At 69.0% G+C, this 20,172-nt stretch carries 25 protein-coding genes; 15 read left to right on the top strand and 10 right to left on the bottom strand.

Annotated elements, in window-relative coordinates:
- The first annotated feature begins 189 nt into the window (after positions 1-189).
- Both NAF06_RS10475 and radB read left to right on the top strand, forming a co-directional pair.
- Positions 190-396 (top strand): cold-shock protein, encoded by a 207-nt coding sequence (locus NAF06_RS10475; RefSeq protein ID WP_049908719.1) that lies wholly within the window; start codon positions 190-192, stop codon positions 394-396.
- Positions 397-656: 260 nt separating this feature from the next.
- Positions 657-1,364, top strand: coding sequence for a DNA repair and recombination protein RadB (gene radB / locus NAF06_RS10470; RefSeq protein WP_008583518.1), 708 nt, complete (start codon positions 657-659; stop codon positions 1,362-1,364).
- Positions 1,365-1,540: 176 nt separating this feature from the next.
- On the opposite strand, the gene NAF06_RS10465 is transcribed toward radB, so the two are convergent.
- The gene (locus tag NAF06_RS10465) at positions 1,541-2,680 is read right to left on the bottom strand and encodes a CBS domain-containing protein (protein ID WP_008583520.1); all 1,140 of its coding nucleotides are present in this window, start codon (positions 2,678-2,680) and stop codon (positions 1,541-1,543) included.
- A gap of 126 nt (positions 2,681-2,806) precedes the next feature.
- Between NAF06_RS10465 and NAF06_RS10460 the strand changes: the two genes are divergently transcribed.
- The 3 genes from NAF06_RS10460 to NAF06_RS10450 all read left to right on the top strand — a co-directional run bounded on the left by NAF06_RS10460 (position 2,807) and on the right by NAF06_RS10450 (position 4,631).
- Positions 2,807-2,947 (top strand): hypothetical protein, encoded by a 141-nt coding sequence (locus NAF06_RS10460; protein ID WP_192813806.1) that lies wholly within the window; start codon positions 2,807-2,809, stop codon positions 2,945-2,947.
- Positions 2,948-3,025: 78 nt separating this feature from the next.
- Positions 3,026-3,709, top strand: a complete 684-nt coding sequence (locus tag NAF06_RS10455) for an HAD family hydrolase (RefSeq protein ID WP_008583522.1) — start codon at positions 3,026-3,028, stop codon at positions 3,707-3,709.
- A gap of 121 nt (positions 3,710-3,830) precedes the next feature.
- Positions 3,831-4,631 carry a hypothetical protein gene (locus NAF06_RS10450; RefSeq protein WP_008583524.1) on the top strand — a complete coding sequence of 267 codons (801 nt, stop codon included), beginning with the start codon at positions 3,831-3,833 and terminating at the stop codon, positions 4,629-4,631.
- Position 4,632: 1 nt separating this feature from the next.
- On the opposite strand, the gene NAF06_RS10445 is transcribed toward NAF06_RS10450, so the two are convergent.
- Entirely contained in the window at positions 4,633-5,196 is a 564-nt protein-coding gene (locus NAF06_RS10445) for a hypothetical protein (protein ID WP_008583526.1), read from the bottom strand.
- A gap of 249 nt (positions 5,197-5,445) precedes the next feature.
- Between NAF06_RS10445 and NAF06_RS10440 the strand changes: the two genes are divergently transcribed.
- Both NAF06_RS10440 and NAF06_RS10435 read left to right on the top strand, forming a co-directional pair.
- Positions 5,446-6,222, top strand: a complete 777-nt coding sequence (locus NAF06_RS10440) for an aldo/keto reductase (RefSeq protein WP_008583528.1) — start codon at positions 5,446-5,448, stop codon at positions 6,220-6,222.
- A 106-nt stretch (positions 6,223-6,328) separates the two neighbouring features.
- Positions 6,329-7,222, top strand: a complete 894-nt coding sequence (locus tag NAF06_RS10435; protein ID WP_008583530.1) for a bifunctional methylenetetrahydrofolate dehydrogenase/methenyltetrahydrofolate cyclohydrolase — start codon at positions 6,329-6,331, stop codon at positions 7,220-7,222.
- 431 nt (positions 7,223-7,653) lie between these two features.
- Here the strand turns inward: NAF06_RS10435 and NAF06_RS10430 are convergent, their stop codons facing one another.
- Positions 7,654-9,054: a bifunctional metallophosphatase/5'-nucleotidase gene (locus tag NAF06_RS10430; RefSeq protein WP_008583555.1), complete on the bottom strand. Its 1,401-nt coding sequence runs from the start codon at positions 9,052-9,054 to the stop codon at positions 7,654-7,656.
- A 288-nt stretch (positions 9,055-9,342) separates the two neighbouring features.
- Between NAF06_RS10430 and rpl7ae the strand changes: the two genes are divergently transcribed.
- The 5 genes from rpl7ae (at position 9,343) to NAF06_RS10405 (ending at position 11,635) form a co-directional block, all read left to right on the top strand.
- Positions 9,343-9,705, top strand: a complete 363-nt coding sequence (gene rpl7ae / locus NAF06_RS10425) for a 50S ribosomal protein L7Ae (protein ID WP_008583557.1) — start codon at positions 9,343-9,345, stop codon at positions 9,703-9,705.
- 6 nt (positions 9,706-9,711) lie between these two features.
- The gene (locus NAF06_RS10420) at positions 9,712-9,936 is read left to right on the top strand and encodes a 30S ribosomal protein S28e (RefSeq protein WP_004595321.1); all 225 of its coding nucleotides are present in this window, start codon (positions 9,712-9,714) and stop codon (positions 9,934-9,936) included.
- Between the two features lie 3 nt (positions 9,937-9,939).
- Positions 9,940-10,134, top strand: coding sequence for a 50S ribosomal protein L24e (locus NAF06_RS10415; RefSeq protein WP_006628113.1), 195 nt, complete (start codon positions 9,940-9,942; stop codon positions 10,132-10,134).
- Positions 10,131-10,610 (top strand): nucleoside-diphosphate kinase, encoded by a 480-nt coding sequence (gene ndk / locus NAF06_RS10410; protein WP_008583560.1) that lies wholly within the window; start codon positions 10,131-10,133, stop codon positions 10,608-10,610. The genes NAF06_RS10415 and ndk overlap by 4 nt, the downstream gene beginning before the upstream one ends.
- A gap of 434 nt (positions 10,611-11,044) precedes the next feature.
- Entirely contained in the window at positions 11,045-11,635 is a 591-nt protein-coding gene (locus NAF06_RS10405) for a DUF7979 domain-containing protein (protein WP_008583563.1), read from the top strand.
- Positions 11,636-11,745: 110 nt separating this feature from the next.
- On the opposite strand, the gene NAF06_RS10400 is transcribed toward NAF06_RS10405, so the two are convergent.
- The 4 genes from NAF06_RS10400 to NAF06_RS10390 all read right to left on the bottom strand — a co-directional run bounded on the left by NAF06_RS10400 (position 11,746) and on the right by NAF06_RS10390 (position 15,774).
- Positions 11,746-12,987 carry an outer membrane protein assembly factor BamB family protein gene (locus NAF06_RS10400; RefSeq protein WP_008583565.1) on the bottom strand — a complete coding sequence of 414 codons (1,242 nt, stop codon included), beginning with the start codon at positions 12,985-12,987 and terminating at the stop codon, positions 11,746-11,748.
- Positions 12,988-13,093: 106 nt separating this feature from the next.
- Positions 13,094-13,828 (bottom strand): carbonic anhydrase, encoded by a 735-nt coding sequence (locus tag NAF06_RS10395; protein ID WP_008583566.1) that lies wholly within the window; start codon positions 13,826-13,828, stop codon positions 13,094-13,096.
- 108 nt (positions 13,829-13,936) lie between these two features.
- On the bottom strand, positions 13,937-14,071 hold the full coding sequence (locus NAF06_RS15485; protein WP_006628109.1) for a hypothetical protein: 135 nt from the start codon (positions 14,069-14,071) through the stop codon (positions 13,937-13,939).
- Positions 14,072-14,142: 71 nt separating this feature from the next.
- On the bottom strand, positions 14,143-15,774 hold the full coding sequence (locus NAF06_RS10390) for an ABC transporter substrate-binding protein (RefSeq protein WP_008583569.1): 1,632 nt from the start codon (positions 15,772-15,774) through the stop codon (positions 14,143-14,145).
- A gap of 143 nt (positions 15,775-15,917) precedes the next feature.
- Between NAF06_RS10390 and phoU the strand changes: the two genes are divergently transcribed.
- Both phoU and NAF06_RS10380 read left to right on the top strand, forming a co-directional pair.
- A complete protein-coding gene (phoU, locus tag NAF06_RS10385; protein ID WP_008583571.1) occupies positions 15,918-16,592 on the top strand; it encodes a phosphate signaling complex protein PhoU in 675 nt (224 codons plus the stop codon).
- 115 nt (positions 16,593-16,707) lie between these two features.
- On the top strand, positions 16,708-17,052 hold the full coding sequence (locus NAF06_RS10380; protein ID WP_008583573.1) for a hypothetical protein: 345 nt from the start codon (positions 16,708-16,710) through the stop codon (positions 17,050-17,052).
- A gap of 62 nt (positions 17,053-17,114) precedes the next feature.
- Here NAF06_RS10380 and arsB read toward each other — a convergent pair whose 3' ends face one another.
- The 3 genes from arsB to NAF06_RS10365 all read right to left on the bottom strand — a co-directional run bounded on the left by arsB (position 17,115) and on the right by NAF06_RS10365 (position 19,393).
- Positions 17,115-18,293 (bottom strand): ACR3 family arsenite efflux transporter, encoded by a 1,179-nt coding sequence (arsB, locus tag NAF06_RS10375; protein WP_049908721.1) that lies wholly within the window; start codon positions 18,291-18,293, stop codon positions 17,115-17,117.
- Positions 18,294-18,390: 97 nt separating this feature from the next.
- On the bottom strand, positions 18,391-18,846 hold the full coding sequence (locus NAF06_RS10370) for a RidA family protein (RefSeq protein WP_008583578.1): 456 nt from the start codon (positions 18,844-18,846) through the stop codon (positions 18,391-18,393).
- 151 nt (positions 18,847-18,997) lie between these two features.
- A complete protein-coding gene (locus tag NAF06_RS10365) occupies positions 18,998-19,393 on the bottom strand; it encodes an ArsR/SmtB family transcription factor (RefSeq protein WP_049908723.1) in 396 nt (131 codons plus the stop codon).
- A 447-nt stretch (positions 19,394-19,840) separates the two neighbouring features.
- On the opposite strand from NAF06_RS10365, the gene arsD reads away from it, so the two are divergent.
- Positions 19,841-20,170: an arsenite efflux transporter metallochaperone ArsD gene (gene arsD, locus NAF06_RS10360; protein WP_008583582.1), complete on the top strand. Its 330-nt coding sequence runs from the start codon at positions 19,841-19,843 to the stop codon at positions 20,168-20,170.
- Positions 20,171-20,172 lie beyond the last annotated feature (2 nt).

Raw genomic sequence — 20,172 nt, 5'->3', positions numbered from 1 at the left:
GGTCGCGCGTAAATGAACCCCGCGGCTGGTGGCACGCGGTGAACACGACCGGGCGCGTCGCAACGTCGGCCGGAGCGCCCCGGAACGAGGCGGTATTCGGTGCTTCCCGGATAGACGAACGTCCGGAACCTCCGTGGTACCGTGACCCTCGCAAGGGTTATCGCCGTACGGGCTGTACGTTTATTCGCAATTGTAAACGGTAAGGTTGATTTCTTCAACGATACTGGCGGCTACGGTTTCATCTCGACTGACGACGGCGACCTCGACGACGACGAAGACGTGTTCTTCCACATGGAAGACGTCGGCGGCCCGGACCTCGAGGAGGGTCAGGAAGTGGAATTCGACATCGAATCGTCCCCCAAGGGACCCCGCGCGACGAACCTCGTCCGCAACTAACCCCCACGTCGCGGACGACAGGTCCGCACGCACTACCGGATTTCGGCCGTCGCTCGACGCGAACGACGCCATCTCCGTTTCTCTCACACTTATCACCGCCCGACGAGCGACGGCGCTGCCGTCGGCGAGCGACACTTCTCGCGACGAGCAACCGCGTTTCTCCCGGCGACCGGCGCGTATCACCGCGTCGAGCGACGCGTACCGCGCCGTCGCCGCCGCGATCGACCGTTTAAATACGAGCGCGGCCGAACCGCCGTCTAGTGAGCGATCCGATCCCGACCGGCTGTCGCCCGGTCGACGAGCTGCTGGGCGGCGGCTTCGAGCGCGGCGTCGTCACGCAGGTGTACGGCCCGCCGGCCGCGGGGAAGACGAACCTCGCGCTCTCGGCGGCGGTCGAGGTCGCGGCCCGCGGCGACCGCGCCCTCTACATCGACACCGAGGGGCTCTCGATCGACCGGTTCGAACAGCTGGCGGAGGGTCGACTTGACCGGGGCGACGGCGACGACACCCTCGAGGAACTCGCCGCGCGGCTCGTGATCTCTGAGGCGTACGACTTCGACGACCAGCGCGAGGCGGTCCGCGACGCCGAGGAGCTCGCGGAGGAGGTCGATCTGATCGTGTTGGACTCCGCCACGGGCTTCTACCGGCTGGAGCGCGCCGGCGACACCGAGGGCGGCGAGTCGCTCCGGAAGGTCGCAAAGCAGGTGACGCACCTCCTCTCTCTGGCCCGGCGGCACGACGTCGCCGTCGTGATCACGAACCAGGTGTTCACGGACCCCGACGGCGACCGGGACCGCGCGCTCGGCGGCAACACCCTCAACCACTGGACCGGCGCGATCGTCCGCGTCGACCGGTTCCGCGGCGGGAACCGCCGGGCGACCCTCGAAAAGCACCGCTCGAAGCCCGCGGGCGACACCGCCGCGTTCCGGATCGTCGCCGACGGACTCGCCGAGGGCGCGGACGGATAGCCGACGACGCGGACGGATAGCCGACGGCTGCCGATCACGGACGATCCTCCGAAGAGCGCGCCGGCAGCGAGACGACGAAAACGCGGGTCGGAACGGGCGGAAGTCGGTTCGTCGAGGGCGACGGGACGACCGCCGAGATCGGACCGGCATTCGCCCGCGTGCGGCCCCCTATCGGCTCACAGCTCGCCGAGCTTCCGGAGGAGCTGGCCGCGGTACTCCTCGTCGGCGTTGACGCCCTTGATCTCGAGGACGTTCCGCTCTAACTTGTCGAGCGCGACGTGGAACGCGTGTTCGGCACCGTACCCCTCGCCGGAGCCGCCGACCTGTCCCTCGTTGGTGCGGAGGCGGATCTGACACTGGATGAGGGGCGTGCCGCGGAGCTTCTCCTTGTGAGCGTGGAGCCGGACGTGCGCGTGGATGACGTGCATGTCCGCGTACTTGTCCGCGACCTGCTCGATGGACTCGACGACGTGCTCGCGGGAGGTCCCGTCCAGCAGGTCGACGTTCGTGATCTGGACGTCCATCGAGTCCTGCTCGGTGAACGTCAGCGCGCGCAACACGTCGGTCTTCGTCACGATGCCGGCGACGGTATCGGTGTCCGCGGGCGTGACGACCAGCCCGGAGACCTCGTTGTCGAACATGCGCTCGACGACCGCCCGGGCCGTCTCGTCCTCGGTCGCGGTGACGACCGGGCTCGACATGATGTCGTAGACGGGGATGTCGAGCATGCGGTCGATGTCGCCCGCGCGGTCGCCGCTGCCCTGCCGCTCGTGGTCGCGGACGACGAACTCCACGATGTCGTTCGTGGTGACGACGCCGACGAGGTCGCCGTCGTCGTCGAGGACGGGGAGCCGGGAGACGCCGTTCTCGCGGAGCCGGTTGATGGCGCGGCCGACGCTCTCCGTCTCGCCGATGCCGATCACGTCCTCGGTGGCGATCTGGCCGACGGTGATCGCGTCGAGGCTCTCGATGACGGCCTCGAGGATCTGGTCGACCGTGACGATGCCGTAGAGCTTCTCGCCCTCGTAGACCGGCGCGATCTTCACGTCCCCCTCGACGAGGAGTCGGGCGGTCTCCCGGACGTCCTCGTGTCGGTCGACCGACGGGGCCGGCTTCATCACCGCCGACACCTTCGTGTCGTCCTCCATGCGCGAACGCATGAGCTGTTTCTCCCCGACGACGCCCGCGTACTCGCCGTCCTCGACGACGACGATCCCCTTGGGGTTCTCTCGCTCGAAGATAGAACGGACCTTGGCGAGCCGCTCATCGACGTCGACCTCGACGTATTCCGACACCGCGATATCAGAGATGTTCATGGTCCGATCTGAGCCTTCGACCGGCCGGGTATTGAAAGTGCGGGAGTCGTGCCGTCTCTCGGGACGCGTCGTCCGGCGGTCGGAACTCACCTGAAGGTATTTGGGCGTCGCGGACGGTGTTCGCCCGTGAAGCTCTCGACCGCGCTGATCGCGCTCGGCGTCGCGCTGATCGTGATCCCGCTGCCGGTTCCGGTCCCGTTCGTCGGCGTGATCGCCGGGACGCTCGCGGTGCTCGCGGGGCTGTTCGTCCGGCTGTTCGGCGTCTGAGTGTCCGACCGCCGGCGTTCGGAGCGCCGCGTAACGGCGTGTGAAACCTTTTTGCCCGTTAGCGACGCAGAGTGAGCCGTGTACGACGCCGTCGTCCTCGACAACGACGGGGTGTTGGTCGGGCGGACGCCGTTCGACACGCTCCGCGAGGCCGCCTGGGACGCGTTCGTGAGCCTCGGCGTCGAGGACCCGGACCTCGCGCACGTCGACGACGTGGCGGTCGGCGTCGACCCCGCGACCCTGACGGACATCTGCGAGCGCTACGGCGTGGACCCGACGGAGTTCTGGCGCGTCAGGGACGAGACCGCGGCGGCGGCCCAGATCGACGCCGCTCGGAAGGGACGCAAGACGCCGTACGACGACGTCGACGCCCTCCGCGCGCTCGACGCCTCGCTGGGGGTGGTCTCCTCGAACCAACAGGCGACCGTCGACGCCCTCCTCGACCACTTCGGGCTGCGCGGCCACTTCGAGGTCGCGTACGGCCGGGAGCCCTCGGTGGCCAGCCTCTCGCGCAAGAAGCCCTCCCCGTACTACATCGAGCGCGCCCTCGAAGACCTCGGAGCCGAGACGGCGCTTTTCGTCGGCGACAACGAGTCGGACGTCCGCGCGGCCGACAACGCGGGGATCGACTCCGCGTTCCTCCGCCGCCCGCACCGGCGGTCGACGGAGCTCGCCTGCCACCCGACCTACGAGATCGACGACCTCCACGACCTCGTGAGCATCTGCGGGCGAGCGCCGGCCGACGAGAGCGACTCGGCCTGAGCGCGGCTCCGCCCCGGGGCGACCCCCCGTCGGTCGGCGACCGCTCCGGCCGACGCCGACCCTCGCTCCCCGCGACCGCGGCGACCGTAATCCTGATTTCCCGCCCCTCCGAGTTCGGAGCGTGACCGACCCCTCCAGTCCCTCCGACGCCCGAACGCCGCCGCCGACCGACCGCGACGCGCTCGACGACGCCGTGCGGGGCTACCGCCGCGCCGAGCGCGCCGTCAGTTGGACCCTCGCGCTGCTCGTCGTGGGGGCGTTCCTCGCCGCCGTCGCCGCGCTCTCGTTCTGGCCGGGGGTCGCGGTCGGGGCGGTTCTGGTCGTCGCCCTCCGGCTGCCGGTGTACCGCCGGTCCGGGATGACCCGCCTCCGCACGGACGCGCCGCCCGAGGCGGTCGTCCGGCAGTTCGCCTCGGGGACGCCGCCCGTCCTCGCGTTCCAGTGGGGGGTCGCCGCCGACGTGCGGACGGCCGGGAGCGACGCCGTCGACCCGGATAGCCCGGTCGACACCGACGCCGTCGACCCGGACGGCCCGGCCGAGGCCGACACCGCAGCCTCGGACCGCCCGACGGGAACCCGAGCGACCTACGAGTTCTCGTACCTGCTCGGGCTCCGGAGCGTCGCGCTCGGCGTCGAGACCGAGGTGCGGGCCGCGGGCGACGGAGACGACGCCTCACCGGGCGACGCCGTCGCGACCGTCGACGTCGACGGCACGGTCGGCGACCGACAGTGGGCCTCGTACGCCGCGACGGTTCGCGAGGGGGACGACGGCGGGAGCGTCGTCGACGTCGAACTGCGCCCGACGCGCCGGTTCGGCCTCCGGCGACTTCCGCAGGGGCGGGTCGCCGAGCGGTACTACGCCCCCGCGCTCGCCGCGCAGGGGTACGAGGTCGTCGACCGCGCGGTCGGTCCGACCCGCTGACTCACTCCAGAAGCTCCGTCTTCGGCGCGTCGACCGCCGTCCGAGAGACCGCGTCGTCCCCGTCGACCCCGCGGATGTCGACCCCCCGGAGCCGCAGCGCGAGCGCGGCGTCGGCGCGCGCGTCGTCCGAGCGCGGCCGGATCTCCGTCTTGGCGAGTCCGCCGGCGGAATCATCCGCGTCGTCCGGCTCGTGGACCACGACGATCCCGTCGCCGTCGAACTCGACGCGCTCGACGGCGCGGAGCGGGATCGTCTCGCGGCGGTTCTCTCCCACCGACGCCGCGAGAGTCCCGATCACCGTGACCGCCGCGATGCCGCCCACCCAGAGTGCCTCGCTCCCGTCGCCGACCGAGAGGAGCCGCGGAACCGCGCTGAGGACGGTGAAGAGCGCGCCGACGCCGGCCCAGCCGAACGCGTCCGTGAGCGCGCCGAGCCGGCCGTTCGCGAGCGCCCGCCCGGCGTGATCGGCGGCCGGCCGGAGCCGTCGCCGGACCCGGATCTCGTCGGGGGCGACCTCGACGCCCCCCGTGGCAGTCGGGAACGACCAGGTGCCGTCCCGACTCATTCGCTCCAGCCGGTGGGGAAGCGGCGGTCGGCTGTGGAGGGGCGGTCGGCTGTGGAGGGGCGGTCGGTGGGAGAGGGACGGCCGGAAGGCGGGGGAGGAACTCGCATGGACATCTCGGTTTCGAACGGCCGGGGAGGAAAAGTCCCCGGCGCGAACGGGTCGAAACGCGGGTCGACCGCGTCGCTCAGCGGGGACGGTCCGCCGCGCGGAGACGCAGGGATTTACTCGCGGCCGGACGGACGTTCGGGCATGGATCTCCCGGCCGTCGGCCTCGGCACGATGGGAATCGACGACTCCGACGAGGTCGCGACCGCGCTCGGGCTCGGCTACCGCCACCTCGACACCGCGCGGATCTACGACAACGAGGCGGTCGTCGGCGAGGGGCTCGCCGCGGGGCTGGCCGACGCCGACCTCGGCCGCGACGACGTGACCGTGGCGACGAAGCTGTGGACCGACGACCTCGCGGCCGACGCCGTCGCGCCCGCCGCCCGCGAGAGCGCGGCCCGCCTCGGCGTCGAGGCCCTCGACCTGCTGTACGTCCACCGCCCGCGCGGCGACTACGACCCGGAGTCGACGCTGCCCGCGCTCGACCGACTGGTGGAGGAGGGGCTCGTCCGGAACGTCGGCGTCTCGAACTTCGAACTCGCGGACCTCGACCGCGCGGTCGACGTCCTCGGCCGCCCGCCCGCGGCCCACCAGACCGAACTCCACCCGCTGTTCCGTCGGCCGGAACTGCTCGACCACGCCCGCGACCACGGCTACCCGGTCGTCGCCTACTCGCCGCTCGCCGGCGGTCGGGTGCGCGAGGTCGACGCCGTCGTCGCAGTCGCGGAGGCACACGGGGCGACGCCCGAGGCGGTCGCGATCGCGTGGGCGACAGCGAAGGACCCCGTGGTCGCGATCCCGAAGGCGTCGAGCGAGGGACACCTGCGCGCGAACCTCGCCGCCGCCGACCTCGAACTGACCGACGAGGAGATCGCCGCGATAGACGCCGTCGAGCGCGAAGAAGAGCTGTTCCCGGAGTAGTCCCGTTCGAAAAACGATCCGCGTTCTCGGATCGAATCGGGTTTGGAGTGGCTTCGATGACCACGATCCCGCGTCACTTTTACCTCGGGGTCGCCGACGGTCGCACATGACCGAGACGATCGACGGAGAGGCGGTCGCGGCGGACGTGCGCGAGGCGGTCGCCGACGAGGTGTCGCGGCTGTCCGACGCCGGCGTTGAGCCGGGACTGGCGACGGTGCTGATGAGCGACGACCCGGCCAGCGAGACGTACGTCTCGATGAAACAGCGGGACTGCGAGGAGGTCGGCATCGAGGGGATCCACGTCGAGATCGACGCCGACGCGCCCGCCGAGGAACTGTACGAGACGATAGACGATCTCAACGCGCGCGACGACGTCCACGGGATCTTAGTCCAGATGCCCGTGCCGGACCACGTCGACAAGCGGACGGTCCTCCGCCGGATCGACCCGGAGAAGGACGTGGACGGCTTCCACCCGGAGAACGTCGGCCGCCTCGTCGCGGGCGACGCCCGGTTCAAGCCGTGTACCCCGCACGGCGTCCAGAAGCTGTTCGACGCCTACGACGTGGAGACGGAGGGAGCGGACGCGGTCGTCGTCGGCCGCTCCGACATCGTCGGCAAGCCGATGGCGAACCTGCTGATCCAGAAGAGTCCCGTCGGGAACGCGACGACGACGGTCTGTCACTCGCGGACCGAGGACCTGGAGGCGAAGCTGGCGGGCGCGGACATCGTCGTCGCCGCCGCCGGCATCCCGGAGTTCGTCGACGGCTCGATGCTGAAGCCGGGGGCGACCGTGATCGACGTGGGGATCAACCGCGTCGACGCGGACACGGAGAAGGGGTACGAGCTGGTCGGCGACATGGAGTACGAGTCGGCGAAGGAGGTCGCGGGAGCGATCACGCCCGTGCCCGGCGGCGTCGGGCCGATGACGCGCGCGATGCTCCTCTATAACACGGTGAAGGCGGCGGGGATTCAGACCGGCGTCGACGTGGACTTGGACTGAGAGGAAGCGGACTCGAACGGTTCTCTCGCGTTTCGTATTTATAAATGGTTGAACGGTCGATTACAAGCAGCCGATAGCGGGTCGGCCATGAACACTCCCGAAGCCCCAGCCGGGAGGCCGTGCGTGGTTCCTGATAAATCACCGATCGCCACGGACACTCTCGAAGCCCCAGCCGAGAGGCCGGCGTACACTCGCTGCGGTCCTCACTCGGTCGCTATCGCTCCCTCGTTGCGGTCCTTGCGTCGTCTACGCCGGCCTCTCGGCTGCCCCTTCGATTCCCAGCCCCGCACAGCACAGCCTCACGCCTCCCCAACCTCGTCGGCCTCCCTACGGTCGGCCGACTCCCTCGCGCGTGCTGTCTCGCGCCCTTCGGGCGCTCGCAGGCACGCGCCACCGTGTTTGTTTATAAACGATTGCCGCCGCGTTCGCGCTCAGTCGTCGTCGGCCGCGGCGGCGCGGTTCCGGATCTCGATCCGTCCCTCGATCTCGGGGTCGATGCCGCGCTCGCGGGCGTAGGCCGCCAACACCTCGTACTGGATGTCCGCCTCGTCGATCCGGTGGCGCTCGGAGAGCGTGGGGAACTCGTGTTCGGAGTGGAGGAGGTACTCGGAGACTGCGACCGTGTAGCGCGCGTCGGGGTCGATTGGCTCGCCGCCGACGGTCGCCTCCATGATAAGTTCGGCGTCGGCGTCCCAGACGAGGCGGGCGTTCGAGACGTGCCCGTGCCACCAGTCCTCCTCGCCGAAGTCCACCTCCGGCGCGGCCATCTCGCGGAGCACATCGCGGAGTTCCCCCCCGGTGACCGAGGCGAGGGCCACCGGTTCCTCGAAGGGGATCAGGGAGATCAGGTCCGCCTTCGTCACGTCGCCGTCGAACGGGTCACCCTGCCGGAGGCCGCCGGCGTTCGACAATCCCACGTCGGCGTCGTGGGCCCACCGGAACGCGTCCGCGACGAAGTTGCCCACGCGGCACTCCCCGCCGTGGACCACCTCGCCGGAGCGTTCGATCGGCTCCCCGACGGTGTCGACGACCTCGCCTAAGTCGGCCGCGGCCATCCGCTCGGCGAGCGCGTCCGCCAGCCCGGGCGCGGGCTCGGCCCCCGCCGGCTCGTGGAGGGTCGCCGTCGGCGGCTCGGCGTCGAGGTCGACGTCGGCCACCGCCTCGCCGTTGACGCCGGGACGGACCAACAGCGTGTCCGCGACCGTCTCGTTCCGGCGGCTGTGGACGTGGCCGCCGAGGACCGCGTCCGCGTCCAGCTCGCGGGCGAGGTCGTCGTCGCCCGCGCCGAGGTGCGAGAGGATCACCGCGCGGTCGAGTCCGCCCTCGTCCGCGACCGACTGCCGCATCTCCGCGAGCGCCTCTCCGGCGGCCGCGACGGGGTCGTCGAACGAGAGGTCGGCGGCCATCGGGTTCAGCGAGTCGGTCGCGGGGTCGGTGACGCCGACGAACCCGACCGTCGCGCCGTCCACCTCGCGGACGGCCCACGGGACGACGCCCTCGTCGCAGCCGAACGGCTCGCCCGCCTCGTCGCGCACGTTCGCGGAGACGAACGTCGCCGGCGCGTCCGCGACGAGGTCGCGCAGCGCGTCCGGCCCGTAGTCGAACTCGTGGTTACCGAACGTGTCGAGGAGCGTGCCGGTCGCCTCGTAGAAGTCGAGGACCTGCCTGCCGGTCGCGACGAGCGAGAGGACGCCCGGCGCGGTCGTGTCGCCGGTGGCGACGACCGCGGCGTCGGGGCCGGAGAGCGCCCGGATCCGACCGGCGAGGCGGGCCGCCCGCTCCGGGTCGTCGAAGACGTTCTCGATGTCGGAGTAGTGAACGAGACGGACCATTCGATACACGAAGGGAGGCGCGAGTCGGGCTTAAAAAGCGCGGAGTCCGATCGCGCACTCTATCGGTTCCGTTCCGGGGGATCCGCACCGGACCGTCGGCTTCCCCATCCGGTCCGCGAGTTCGCCCCGTGATCCCCGCTCGCACACGCGCAGGACATTGAAAGCGCTTTTATGGATGTCCGGACTACGTCGCTTCACAGCCTCTGCGGGGTTGATGATGTGCCGTGCCGTTAGGGACCGACCACGGTGCGAGCACGCGAGCCCGCGCGGAGGATAGGTGAACAACATATGCCCGTTTACGTAGACTACGAAACCCCAGCCGACCTCGCAGAGCGATCCCTCGAAGCGCTCGAGGTCGCCCGAGACACCGGTACAGTGAAGAAAGGAACCAACGAGACGACCAAAGCCGTCGAGCGCGGCAACGCCGACCTCGTCATCGTCGCCGAGGACGTCTCCCCCGAGGAGATCGTGATGCACCTCCCCGAACTCGCCGAGGAGAAGGGGATCCCGGTCGTCTTCGTCGACACGCAGGACGAAGTCGGTCAGGCCGCCGGCCTCGAGGTCGGCTCGGCCGCCGCCGCCGTCGTCGACGCCGGCGACGCCGCCGACGACGTCGAGGACATCGGCGAGAAGGTCGCGGAGCTTCGATAACCTCCCATGAGCGCAGAAGAGGGCACCGGCGACTCGACGACCGCGGAGGTCATCGAGGTCGTCGGCAAAACCGGGATGCACGGCGAGGCCATGCAGGTCAAGTGCCGCATCCAGGAGGGATCGAACCAGGGCCGGATCATCACCCGGAACGTTCTGGGTCCCGTCCGCCTGGGCGACGTGCTCCAGCTGCGGGAGACCCAGCGCGACGCCGACTCCATCGGAGGGCGATAACCAATGGTCGAGACACGCACCTGTGACTACACCGGCGAGGAGATCGAGCCCGGCACGGGCACGATGTTCGTGAAGAAGGACGGACAGATCCTCCACTTCGTCGACTCGAAGGCGGAGAAGAACTACCTCCTCGGCCGCGAGGCGCGCGACCTCGAGTGGACCGAGGAAGGCAACCGCGCGGGAGGCGACGACCAGTGAGCCACCACGACGAGCGGACCTTCGTGATGGTCAAGCCCGACGGCGTCCAGCGCGGACTCATCGGCGAGATCGTCTCTCGCTTTGAGGACCGCGGGCTCAAGCTCGTCGCCGGGAAGTTCGTCCAGCTCGACGAGGAGCTCGCGAAAGATCACTACGGTGAACACGAGGACAAGCCGTTCTTCGACGGCCTCGTCGAGTTCATCACCTCCGGCCCCGTCTTCGCGATGGTGTGGGAGGGCGCGGACGCGACCCGACAGGTCCGCGCGATGGTCGGCGAGACCGACCCCGCCGAGTCCGCCCCGGGCACGATCCGCGGCGACTTCGGCCTCGACCTCGGCCACAACGTGATCCACGCGTCGGACCACGAGGACGAGGGCGCGAACGAACGCGAGATCGACCTGTTCTTCGACGAGGAGGAGCTCGTCGACTACGACCTCGACACCGCCGCGTGGGTGTACGAGGACGAGGACCACTGACGGCCGCTCCGCGTTCGGCACTTTTCCGGCCACGCACCGCCCGCGCTCCCGTAGCCCTCGCCCAGTCGACACACCGCGTTTCCGGTGAACGCCGCTCGCGAACGCTTCGCGGTCACCCGCTTTCCGGAGAATGACGGCTTATAAACCGACGACTCAGTCGGAATCCCCGTTCGCTGACGGTCCGTCGAGGCCGTGGCGAGTACAGAACACCCGCGTCGCGTGAACGGAGGTCGGTCCGGAATGCGCTCGGCCCGGTATCGACGCGGAACTCCGCCGGCGGTCGTCGGCTCACACAAAACATATCCCGCGTTACGCGAGGGATCGGACAATGCCCTCACCTCCGGCTATCGTAGTGGGAGCCCTCCTCGCGATGGTTCTCGTCGCGGGGGGGCGTCGTACGCCTGCGGTCCGATCTGACGCGCCGCCACGTCCCCGTGATCGTGCTCGCCCTGTTGGCGCTCACCAGCGGGATGCTGATCGCCACGGAGTACCACGCGACACAGACCGACGCCGAGCGGATCGATTACAGGATCGAACCGCAAGCGGAGGGGTGTGAGACGGCGGACGCCGACCGGGTGTCCGAGTTCGACGAGCTGTCGCCGGACGCTCAAGAGGTGTTCCTCTCGACGCTCCGGTCGGACGGCGAGTACACGACGACGGAGAGCCCCGACCAGTTCCGTATTTCATCCGATAACGATGTCGAAAACTACGTCGTCTACGAGTCGGACTGCTACTCGTTGGTCGGGTACGGAGCGGGGCTCGGTACCAGAATCTACCTCTACGTGCTGCTCCTCTTCGGTATCCCGTTCACCCTCGCACTCGCGGTGCTCGCGGTCTACAGTTACCGGGCCGATAGCTTTCGGCTCCCGGCGACGATCGTCGCCGCGGTCGGCGTCGGGGCCGTGTCGACGGCGGCGACGGCGAACGTGGTCGGCGGCGTAGCGACGGCGATCGGTGTGTTCGTCGTCGGCCTCGCTTGGACCGGGTTGGGGAGTTTCGATCCCCTAAACTCCGAGGGCGGGTGAGCGGAACGCCGCGACCCGGTTCCGGGTCTGCCGTCCGCGTTCGGCGACCGGTCACCGTCGGACTCCGAACGCCCCGGCGGAGCCGACCCAGCCGTGGGCACTCCGCCTGCTCAGGTGTCGAGCGCGACCGCCGTCCCGTCGTCGGCGACCACGACCACCTCGTCGCCGCCGTCGCCGGTGACGTCGGCGAACAGCGGCCCGCCGTAGACGACGGCCTCGGGACCGCCGCGGGCCGTCACGCTGCCGCTCCGGGTCATCGCGAGGACCTCGCCGTTGCGGTTGACCGCGACCGGACCGATGTCACCGTCGCCGTCGATGTCGCCGACGCGCGGCTCGTTGATCCGCGTCGACGCGCCGTACTGCTGTTTCCAGACAACCTCGCCGTCGAGTAGGCTCGCCGCCCACACGCTCCCCGACCCCCCGACGTACACCCGGCCGGGGTCCGCGTCGCCGACCGCGACCGGGTCGTCCTGAAGCCCGATCTCGTACCGGACCGACCCGTCGCTCGTCTCGATCGTCTCCAAGTTGCCGTTCGACCCGCCGAGGGCTATGACGGGGCCGTTCTCGCTGTCCGCGGCGTTCCAACTCAGGGGATTCACGCCCGGCGTCGCCGTCCAGCGCGCCTCGCCGGTCTCGTCGAGCAGGTGGACCGTCGCCGGGTCGCCCGCGCTCGTCAGCACCGCGAGGCCGCCGCGCTCGCCGGCCTCGGCGTCGGGTTCGACGACGAGCGGCCGGCGATCGACCTCCCCCGACAGCGAGGCCTCGGCGACGGAACCGCCCCCGCCGTCGACGATACGGACGGACCCGTCGGTCGAGACCGCCGCCACCTCTCGATTGCCGTCGCCGGTGAGGTCACCGATCGCGGGGCGGAGCCCGCCGGGGCCGCCGACGTCGACCGCGAACCGCCGGCTCCCGTCGGTCGCGTCGACGACGACGAGCGACCCCGGAGCCGTCGTGAGCGCCACGACGGGGTCGCCGCCGAGGGTGCCCGCGGTGAGTCCGCTGACGCCGACCGGATCGTCGTCGCTCCCGTTCGCGTCGTCGCCGCCGCCGCGCTCGGCGTCCGGTCCGGAGACCGGGACCGTCCAGGCGGTCTCGTCGGTCCCGACGACCGCCGCGCTGACGACCCGTGAGCCGTTCTCGACCGCCGGTCGGAGGAGCAGCGGGTCGCCGTCGACCGTCGCGATCACCGCGCCGGTGCCGTCGTCGCCGGCCGCCGGTTCGGACTCCCAGACGACCTCGGTCTCCGCGGTGGCGTCGTCGACGCCGACGAACGCGAACAGCGCCACGCCGACGCCGGTCGCGCCGCCAGCCAGCAGGATCAGCGTCGCGAACAGCACGCGTCGGTCCATTTGAACCCCGTTCGGGCGTCGCGGTGAAACGGTTGTCGGATGCGGTCACCCCGGTCCGCGGAGCGACGGCGGCGTCTGTGACGCGAGGTCGCGGAGCGACGCCGCGCTACAGCAGCGACGCCACGTGGTCCGCGCGCGCCTCGCCGACGAGGTCGCGCAGCGCCGCCGGGTCCCGCTCCCCGTCGGCGTTGACGAGGTAGGCGGTCCCGTCGCGGCCGCCGTAGACGCCGTGGAGGTCGTAGACGAGGCCGTACACCGTCGCGTCCGCCGCCTCCTCGCGGCCGCGGGCGAACGCCACCTGCTCGTGGACGTTGTACTCGACGAGCCGGTCGCGGACCGAGATGCCGGCATCACTGTCCGCTTCGAGGCCGCTCTCGCCGTCGGTCGCGCCGGCGTCCGGCCCGACGACGGCGGGGTCGTCCAGCCCGCGCTCGACGATAGGAACCAGCGCCTCGACGTCCGCGCGGACGCCCGGTTCGGCCGGATACTCGCCGGTGCGAGCCGCGGTGAGCGCCGCGCCGACCGCGCCGCACCCGGTGTGGCCGACCACGGCGAGGACCTCCGTGTCGGTGTGTCGGAGCGGGTACGCCACGCTCCCGTCGAGGACTCGCTCGCCGTCGACGAGGGCGCTCACGCTGTTCCCGATCGCGCCGGAGGTGAAGAGGAATCCCGGCTCGTCGACGGCGAACATCCCCTCCTGCGAGACGCGCGAGTCGGAACAGCAGACGGAGACCACGCCGGGGCGCTGGCCGTCGCGGTGGCGGTCGAAGGCCCCGGGCGCGAGCGCAGCGACGTGGTCGTCGTTGCGGTCGAGGAGGTCCCTGAGCGTCCGGCGGTCCATACCGTCACCACCCCGCGGGGCGTCAAAAACGTCGGGGGCGGAACGGTCGGTCTCGACTCGGCCTCGTCGGAGCTGCGATACGGTCGGGCGGCGAGTCCGGCGAGCCGGTCAGGCGACGAGACCGACGAGCGAGACCAGGACGCCGACGACGAACACCGCGAGGAGCGCGACGGTCGCGATCACGACGGCGGGCGCGAGCGCCTCCTCGTTGTCGTCGAGGACGATGTCTTCCAAGTTCTCCATGTGCGGGCCGTCGTCGCGGCGGGGTTTGAACGCTTCGACCGAGTCCGCGCCGCGCGGCGGCGGGGGGGCCGCTAGCGGTCGAGCCAGACGTTGTTGTAGTCGCTCAGGACCCGCGGGTTGTACTGCGAGCGCGGATGGGCGACGAAGTCGTTGACGTGGTCGCGGACGCCGATGGAGACGCGGAGGCTGTAGCTCGGGAGGTGGACCCGGTCTTCCAGCACCGTCGGGATGATCGACTCGTACAGATCGCGCCGCTCGTCGATGTCGCTGGCGCGGCGCGCGTCGATGATCTCCTCCATGAGCTCGCCGTTCTCGTAGTAGGTCCCGTTGGTCGCGCCGATCTGCTCGTCGTGGAACAGGTTGTACACGTACGAGTCCGGGTCCGGCCCGCCGAGCCACCCGAGCGCGTACATGTTGTAGTCGTCCTCGTTGCCGGTGTCGTAGGTGTCGAGGAACGTCCCCCAGTCGTACCGGCGGACCTCCGCCTCGTAGCCGGCCTCGTTCAGCCCGTTCGAGACCGAGATGCCGATCTGCTCGCGGAGATCGTCCGGCGGGACGATGATCCGGAAGTTGTAGTCCTCGGGCACGCCGGCGTCCGCGAGCAGCTCCGCGGTCCGGTCGACGTCGCGGTCGTGGCCGATGTCCGCCCACTCGTCCACGGAGAAGTCCCACGAGTCGGCGACCGGGAGCGGAACCGGACCGTAGTTGCGCTCGCCGGCCGGCTCGATGAAGTTCGACACCGCCTGGTCCATCGAGACGGCGTAGTCTATCGCCTCCCGGACCTGCGGGTCCGCCGTCGGCCCCTCGTTGCAGTTGAACGCGATGTAGTAGTAGGAGATGCCCGGCTCCGACTGGAGCGTCATGTTGTCCGCTTCCTCGACCGTCTCCCACGTCTGGGGGGTGATCCCGTCTGCGACGTCCGACTCGCCGGTCTCCAAGGAGACGACGCGCGTCGTGCTCTCCTCGACGGGCTCGAACCGGAGGCGGTCGAGGTACGGATCCGACTCGCCCCAGTAGTCGTCCCACTTCACTAGGTCCACGTACTCGCCCTCGGTCCAGTCGTCGAACTCGAACGGGCCCGAGCCGACCGGGGCGTCGAGGTTGAACGCCTCCTTGTCCGCCTCGCGGACCGACTCCGGCACCACGTTCCGCGTCAGCGCGAGCGTGTAGAACGGGCCGTAGCCGTACTGGAGGTCGATCTGGACCGTCCGGTCGTCGACGACCTCGACCGCGTCTATCATCTCCACGTCCGGCGCGTTCGCGGTCTCCTCTTCGACCGGCGCGAGAAGCGAGTAGCGGACATCCTCGGCGGTGACGGGGTCGCCGTTCTGGAAGCGCGGCCCGTCGCGCAGCTCGACGACGTACCGGGTCCCGTCGCGCTCAACAGTCGGCTCGCCGCGCGCGAGGTGCGGGACCGGGTTCGTGCTCTCGTCGTAGGCGTACAGCGGCTCGAACACCTGCGAGCACACCTGCTGCGAGTAGATGTCGTTGACGACGATCGGGTCGAACTCGATCGGCGACACCTGCTGTGAGTACACCAATTCCCCGCCGGCGACCGGCTCGCCGCCGCCCGCTCCGCCGTCGGTTCCGTCCCCCGTGCCGTCGGAGCCGCCGCCGGTACACCCGGCGACGGTCCCGGCCGTCACCCCGGCGGCGACGCCGCGCAGCACCCGCCGTCGCGACGGGTCGAGCTCTCGTGACATGACCCGCCGTTTCGTCCCGACGCATAAGACACCGAACTCGCGGGCAGCGTTCGACCGTACGCCGGACAACCGGAGATTGCGTCCGGTTTCTCGCCGTCGCCGACGTGTTTTTGTGCGTCCGGCGTGGCGGATACGCCAGCACGATGCCACGCGAACAGTACCAGACGAAACTGGAGGGGCTCCGCGACGACGTCCTCTACATGAGCGAGGTCGTCGCCGAGCGCCTCCGCATGGGACTCGACGCCCTCGAACGGCAAGACGAGGAGCTGGGCGAGGAAGTGATCACCGGCGACGCCGAGATCAACGACCTCTACCTCGAACTGGAGGGGCAGTGTACCGACCTGATCGCGCTCCAGCAGCCGGTCGCCGGCGACCTGCGGTTCATCGCGGCGTCGTTCAAGATCATCACCGACCTCGAACGGATCGCGGACCTCGCGACGAACCTCGGCGAGTACGCCAAGCGGGCGGACCGCGAGGTGTTCCCCGACGTGGACGTCCAGCGCATCGGCGACGACACGCTGGACATGCTAGAGGAGGCGATGGCGGCGTACGCGGAGTCGGACCCCGACCGCTGTTACGCCGTCGCCGAGGCCGACGACGACCTCGACGCCGCCTGCGAGGCCGCGAGCGAACTGGTCGTCCGCGACCTCATCGAGCGCGACGAACTGCGCGACGACGAGGACGTGGAGGGGACGATGCGGAACGTCTCGCGGCTTCTCCTCACGATCCGCGACCTCGAACGCGTCGGCGACCACGCCGTCAACATCGCCGCCCGGTCGCTGTACATGATCGAGAACGACGACGAACTGCTGTACTGACCGGCTCGGGGCGATCCGGGGCCGAACGCCCGTCGCGCGGGCGCTCCGTCTCAACGTGTCATTCGCCGTGACTCTGCCCCCGCGTTATATCACTCCGAATCGAGGGGGAGTACGCATGGTACTGGGAGCAATCGTCTCGTTCGTCGTCGCGCTGTTGGTCGGAGGATTAGGGATCTACATTAGCGGTCGGATCGTCGCGGACGTCGACGACTACTCGCACGCGGTGGTCACGGCCCTGCTGGGGGCCGTCGCGTGGGCCATCGGGTCGCTGATCCCGGTGATCGGCTCGCTCGTCGCGCTGGTCGCGTGGGTATGGGTGATCAAGTGGCGGTACCCCGGCGGGTGGAAGGACGCGGCCATTATGGGCGTGGTCGCATGGGCCGCCGCGCTGGCAGTCATCTTCGTGTTGAACGGGGTTCTCGGGCTCGGAATCACCGCGTTCGGCGTCCCCGGCGTCTGAACGCGCCGCGTCGCTTTTTTCGGTCGAACGCGCTGTGTCTGTTTCGCCGGTCGAACTCGTAGTCAGTCGTCCGCAGCCGATCCGGTCGTTCCGTCCTCGTCGGCGGACGGGTCGGTCAACCGTCCGGTCGTGTATCCCCGCCAGTCGTACCTGTCTCGCAGGTACAGCGCGACCTTCACGAGGGCGAGCAGCACCGGGACCTCGATGAGTGGGCCGATGACCGTCGCGAACGCGACGCCGGAGCCGACGCCGAACACCGCGACGGCGACGGCGATCGCGAGTTCGAAGTTGTTGCTCGCGGCGGTGAAGCCGATCGCCGTCGTCGTCGAGTAGTCGGCACCGATCCCGCGGCCCATCCCGAAGCTCACGAAGAACATCACGACGAAGTAAACCGTGAGCGGCACCGCGATCAGGAGGACGTCGCTCGGCTGTGCGACGATGCGTTCGCCCTGCATCGCGAACATCACGATCACGGTGAACAGCAGGGCGATCAGCGTCAGCGGACTGATCGTCGGCTCGAACGCCTCCTCGTACCACTCGACACCCTTCGCCCGTGTCCCCACGAACCGCGAGAGGATCCCCGCCGCGAAGGGGATGCCGAGGAAGACCGCGATCGCTTCAAACACCTGTCGCGGACTGATCCCGAACTCGGAGATCCCGGCGACCAGCGATTCCATGCCGAGCAGCGGCGGGAGAAACAGCGCGAAAAACCAGATGTACACGCCGTAGGTGAGGATTTGGAACACGCTGTTGAACGCGACGAGGCCCGCGGCGTACTCGTTTGAACCCTCCGCGAGCTCGTTCCAGACGAGTACCATCGCGATACAGCGAGCCATCCCGATGAACACCAGTCCGAGGAAGAACTCGGGGCGGGCGGGGAGTCCGGGGACGAGCCCGCTGAAGAACACGATCGCCAGCCCGAACATGAGCGTCGGCCCGATGAGCCAGTTCTGGACGAGGCTCAGTCCGAGCACTTTCACGTTCTTGAAGACCGCCGGGAGCTGTCCGTAGTTGACCTTCGCCAGCGGCGGGTACATCATCAACACGAGTCCGATCTCGACGAGGTGGAGGTCCTGAATCGGACCGGTGACCGACGGCGCGACGTAGCCGAGACCGATCCCGATCGCCATCGCACCGAAGATCCAGACGGTGAGGTACTTGTCGAGGAAGTCCATCGACCGCGGATCCCCGCAGGCCTCGCAGTCGCAGTCCGGCCCGTGCTCATGGACGGCGTCGCTCACGGCAGTCTCACCTCCGTGGCCTCGGGAAAGTCGGCTAGCGGGCGATACCGGCGTGTAGACGGATGAACATTCATAAGTGGTGTCTCGGAGGCGGCGGCTACTCCTCGGCCGCGATCACATCGAGCTGTACGTCCGCGCCGCCGGGGAGCGAGCAAACGCCGACGACGGTCCGCGGCGGCAAGTCGACGTCGTCGAACCGCGACTCGTAGACGCGGTCGATCGCCTCCGCGGCGCTCGGGTCCGTGAGCTGGATCTCGAGTTTCATCACGTCGCCGAACGTCGCCTGCCGACTGTCGGCGAGCGCGGACTCGAGGTTGTCGAGCGTGGTCGAAAACTGCTCTTCGATTGAACGATCGCTTATAATATCCCCGTCGCTTTCGGGGAGGATCCCCTCGAAAAACCGCAGATCTGACGAGCCGGTTCGCTTCCCGAACGCTCCGACATCATCCGTACTACCGCGCTGTCGTCTGCTTTCCTCGCTCAACGTCAGATCGACGTTCATCTCGGTGTCCCGATTCCCGTCCGAGTCGACTTCCGGCGCGCGTTGCTCCATAACAAATGAACAAATGCTCAGATATTAAAATATTGTGGACGGCCGGATATCTCTCTGAGTGATATCTATTTCCGGAGAGCCTTCCCCGGATCTTCGGTCTAGAGCCCGTTCGAAACGCCGATCTAAACCGATCAGCTGCGCGGCTTCTCGCTCACAGCGACCGCGAGCCGTCGAGCGCGACGAGGACCGCGTTCGCGCGCGGCGTGGCGCGGTACATCCGCCACTTCCCCTCCTTCCGGCGCGCGACGAGCCCGGCGTCGGTGAGCTTCGAGAGCGCGTGGCTGATCGCGCTGTCGCTCACGTCCAACAGCGGCGAGAACTCGCAGACGCACAGCTCGTCGCCGTCGGCCGCGTGGAGCATGCGAACGATCTTGTACCGCGTCTCGTTCGCGAGCGCCGACAGCAGCTCGACATCGGTCTCCAAGTCCGAGCCGCCGACGCTCTCGTTTAGTTCCTCCAGCTCCGCGAGCCGCTCGGAGAGGTCCTCGTCGGTACAGGAGCCGCACTCGTCGGCCATGTACCGCTGGAGCCGATCGGTCGATGACATGCGGTACGATTGAACTGATACGGGATTAAGCGTTGTGAATCGCCGTTTTAACGAGTGCGCCCGCCGACCAAACGAGATAGTAACTGTTCATCTGTTATCCCGTGCGATGAGCGTTCGAGTTCAGGTGACGAGCGCGGCCACCGCCGCGACCGACTCCATCGGAACAAACGCCGGATCTCGGGTTAAATCCCCTCACAGGTGAACTGGAACGGTAAGGCGGAACGGCCCCGAAACACTCAGATCGCCGCAGTACCGGCAGATCTGCCGGCTGAGCGCGGCCCTTGGCCGTCACGAGCCTCCAACGGCGCGACCGCCGCGAGTGAACCCGACCGAAGGACTTATAATCATATGAGGGATTGTTCAAACGAACCGATCACAGTTTGCGCGTCATCGGTGCGCGTTTCTGTGAACGACGGCTCAGACGATCGACGGCGATCCGACCCCATCATGACCGAACTCACCCTGTACGAAGAAGCGATGTGTTGTTCCACCGGCGTCTGCGGTCCCGACCCCGACGAGGAGCTCGTCGAGGTCAGCGCGGCGCTTGACCAGCTCGAAGACGCGTTCGACGACCTCCAGGTCAATCGGGCGAACATGCAGCACAACATCGACCAGTTCCTCGAAACGCAGCGGATCTACGACCGCGTTCAGGAGGATGGTCCGTCGATCCTTCCGATAACGGTCGTCGATGACCAGATCATCGCCGAGGGCGAGTACCTCTCGTACGACGAACTGACCGCCGCGATCGGCGAGGGCGCGACGCCACAGGAGGCCTAATA

This window comes from Halorubrum hochsteinianum, assembly GCF_023702125.1.
In the GTDB taxonomy this organism is placed as follows: domain Archaea; phylum Halobacteriota; class Halobacteria; order Halobacteriales; family Haloferacaceae; genus Halorubrum; species Halorubrum hochsteinianum.
Note: the sequence above shows the minus strand (reverse complement) of the source record. Positions and strands in the feature narration are given on the sequence as shown.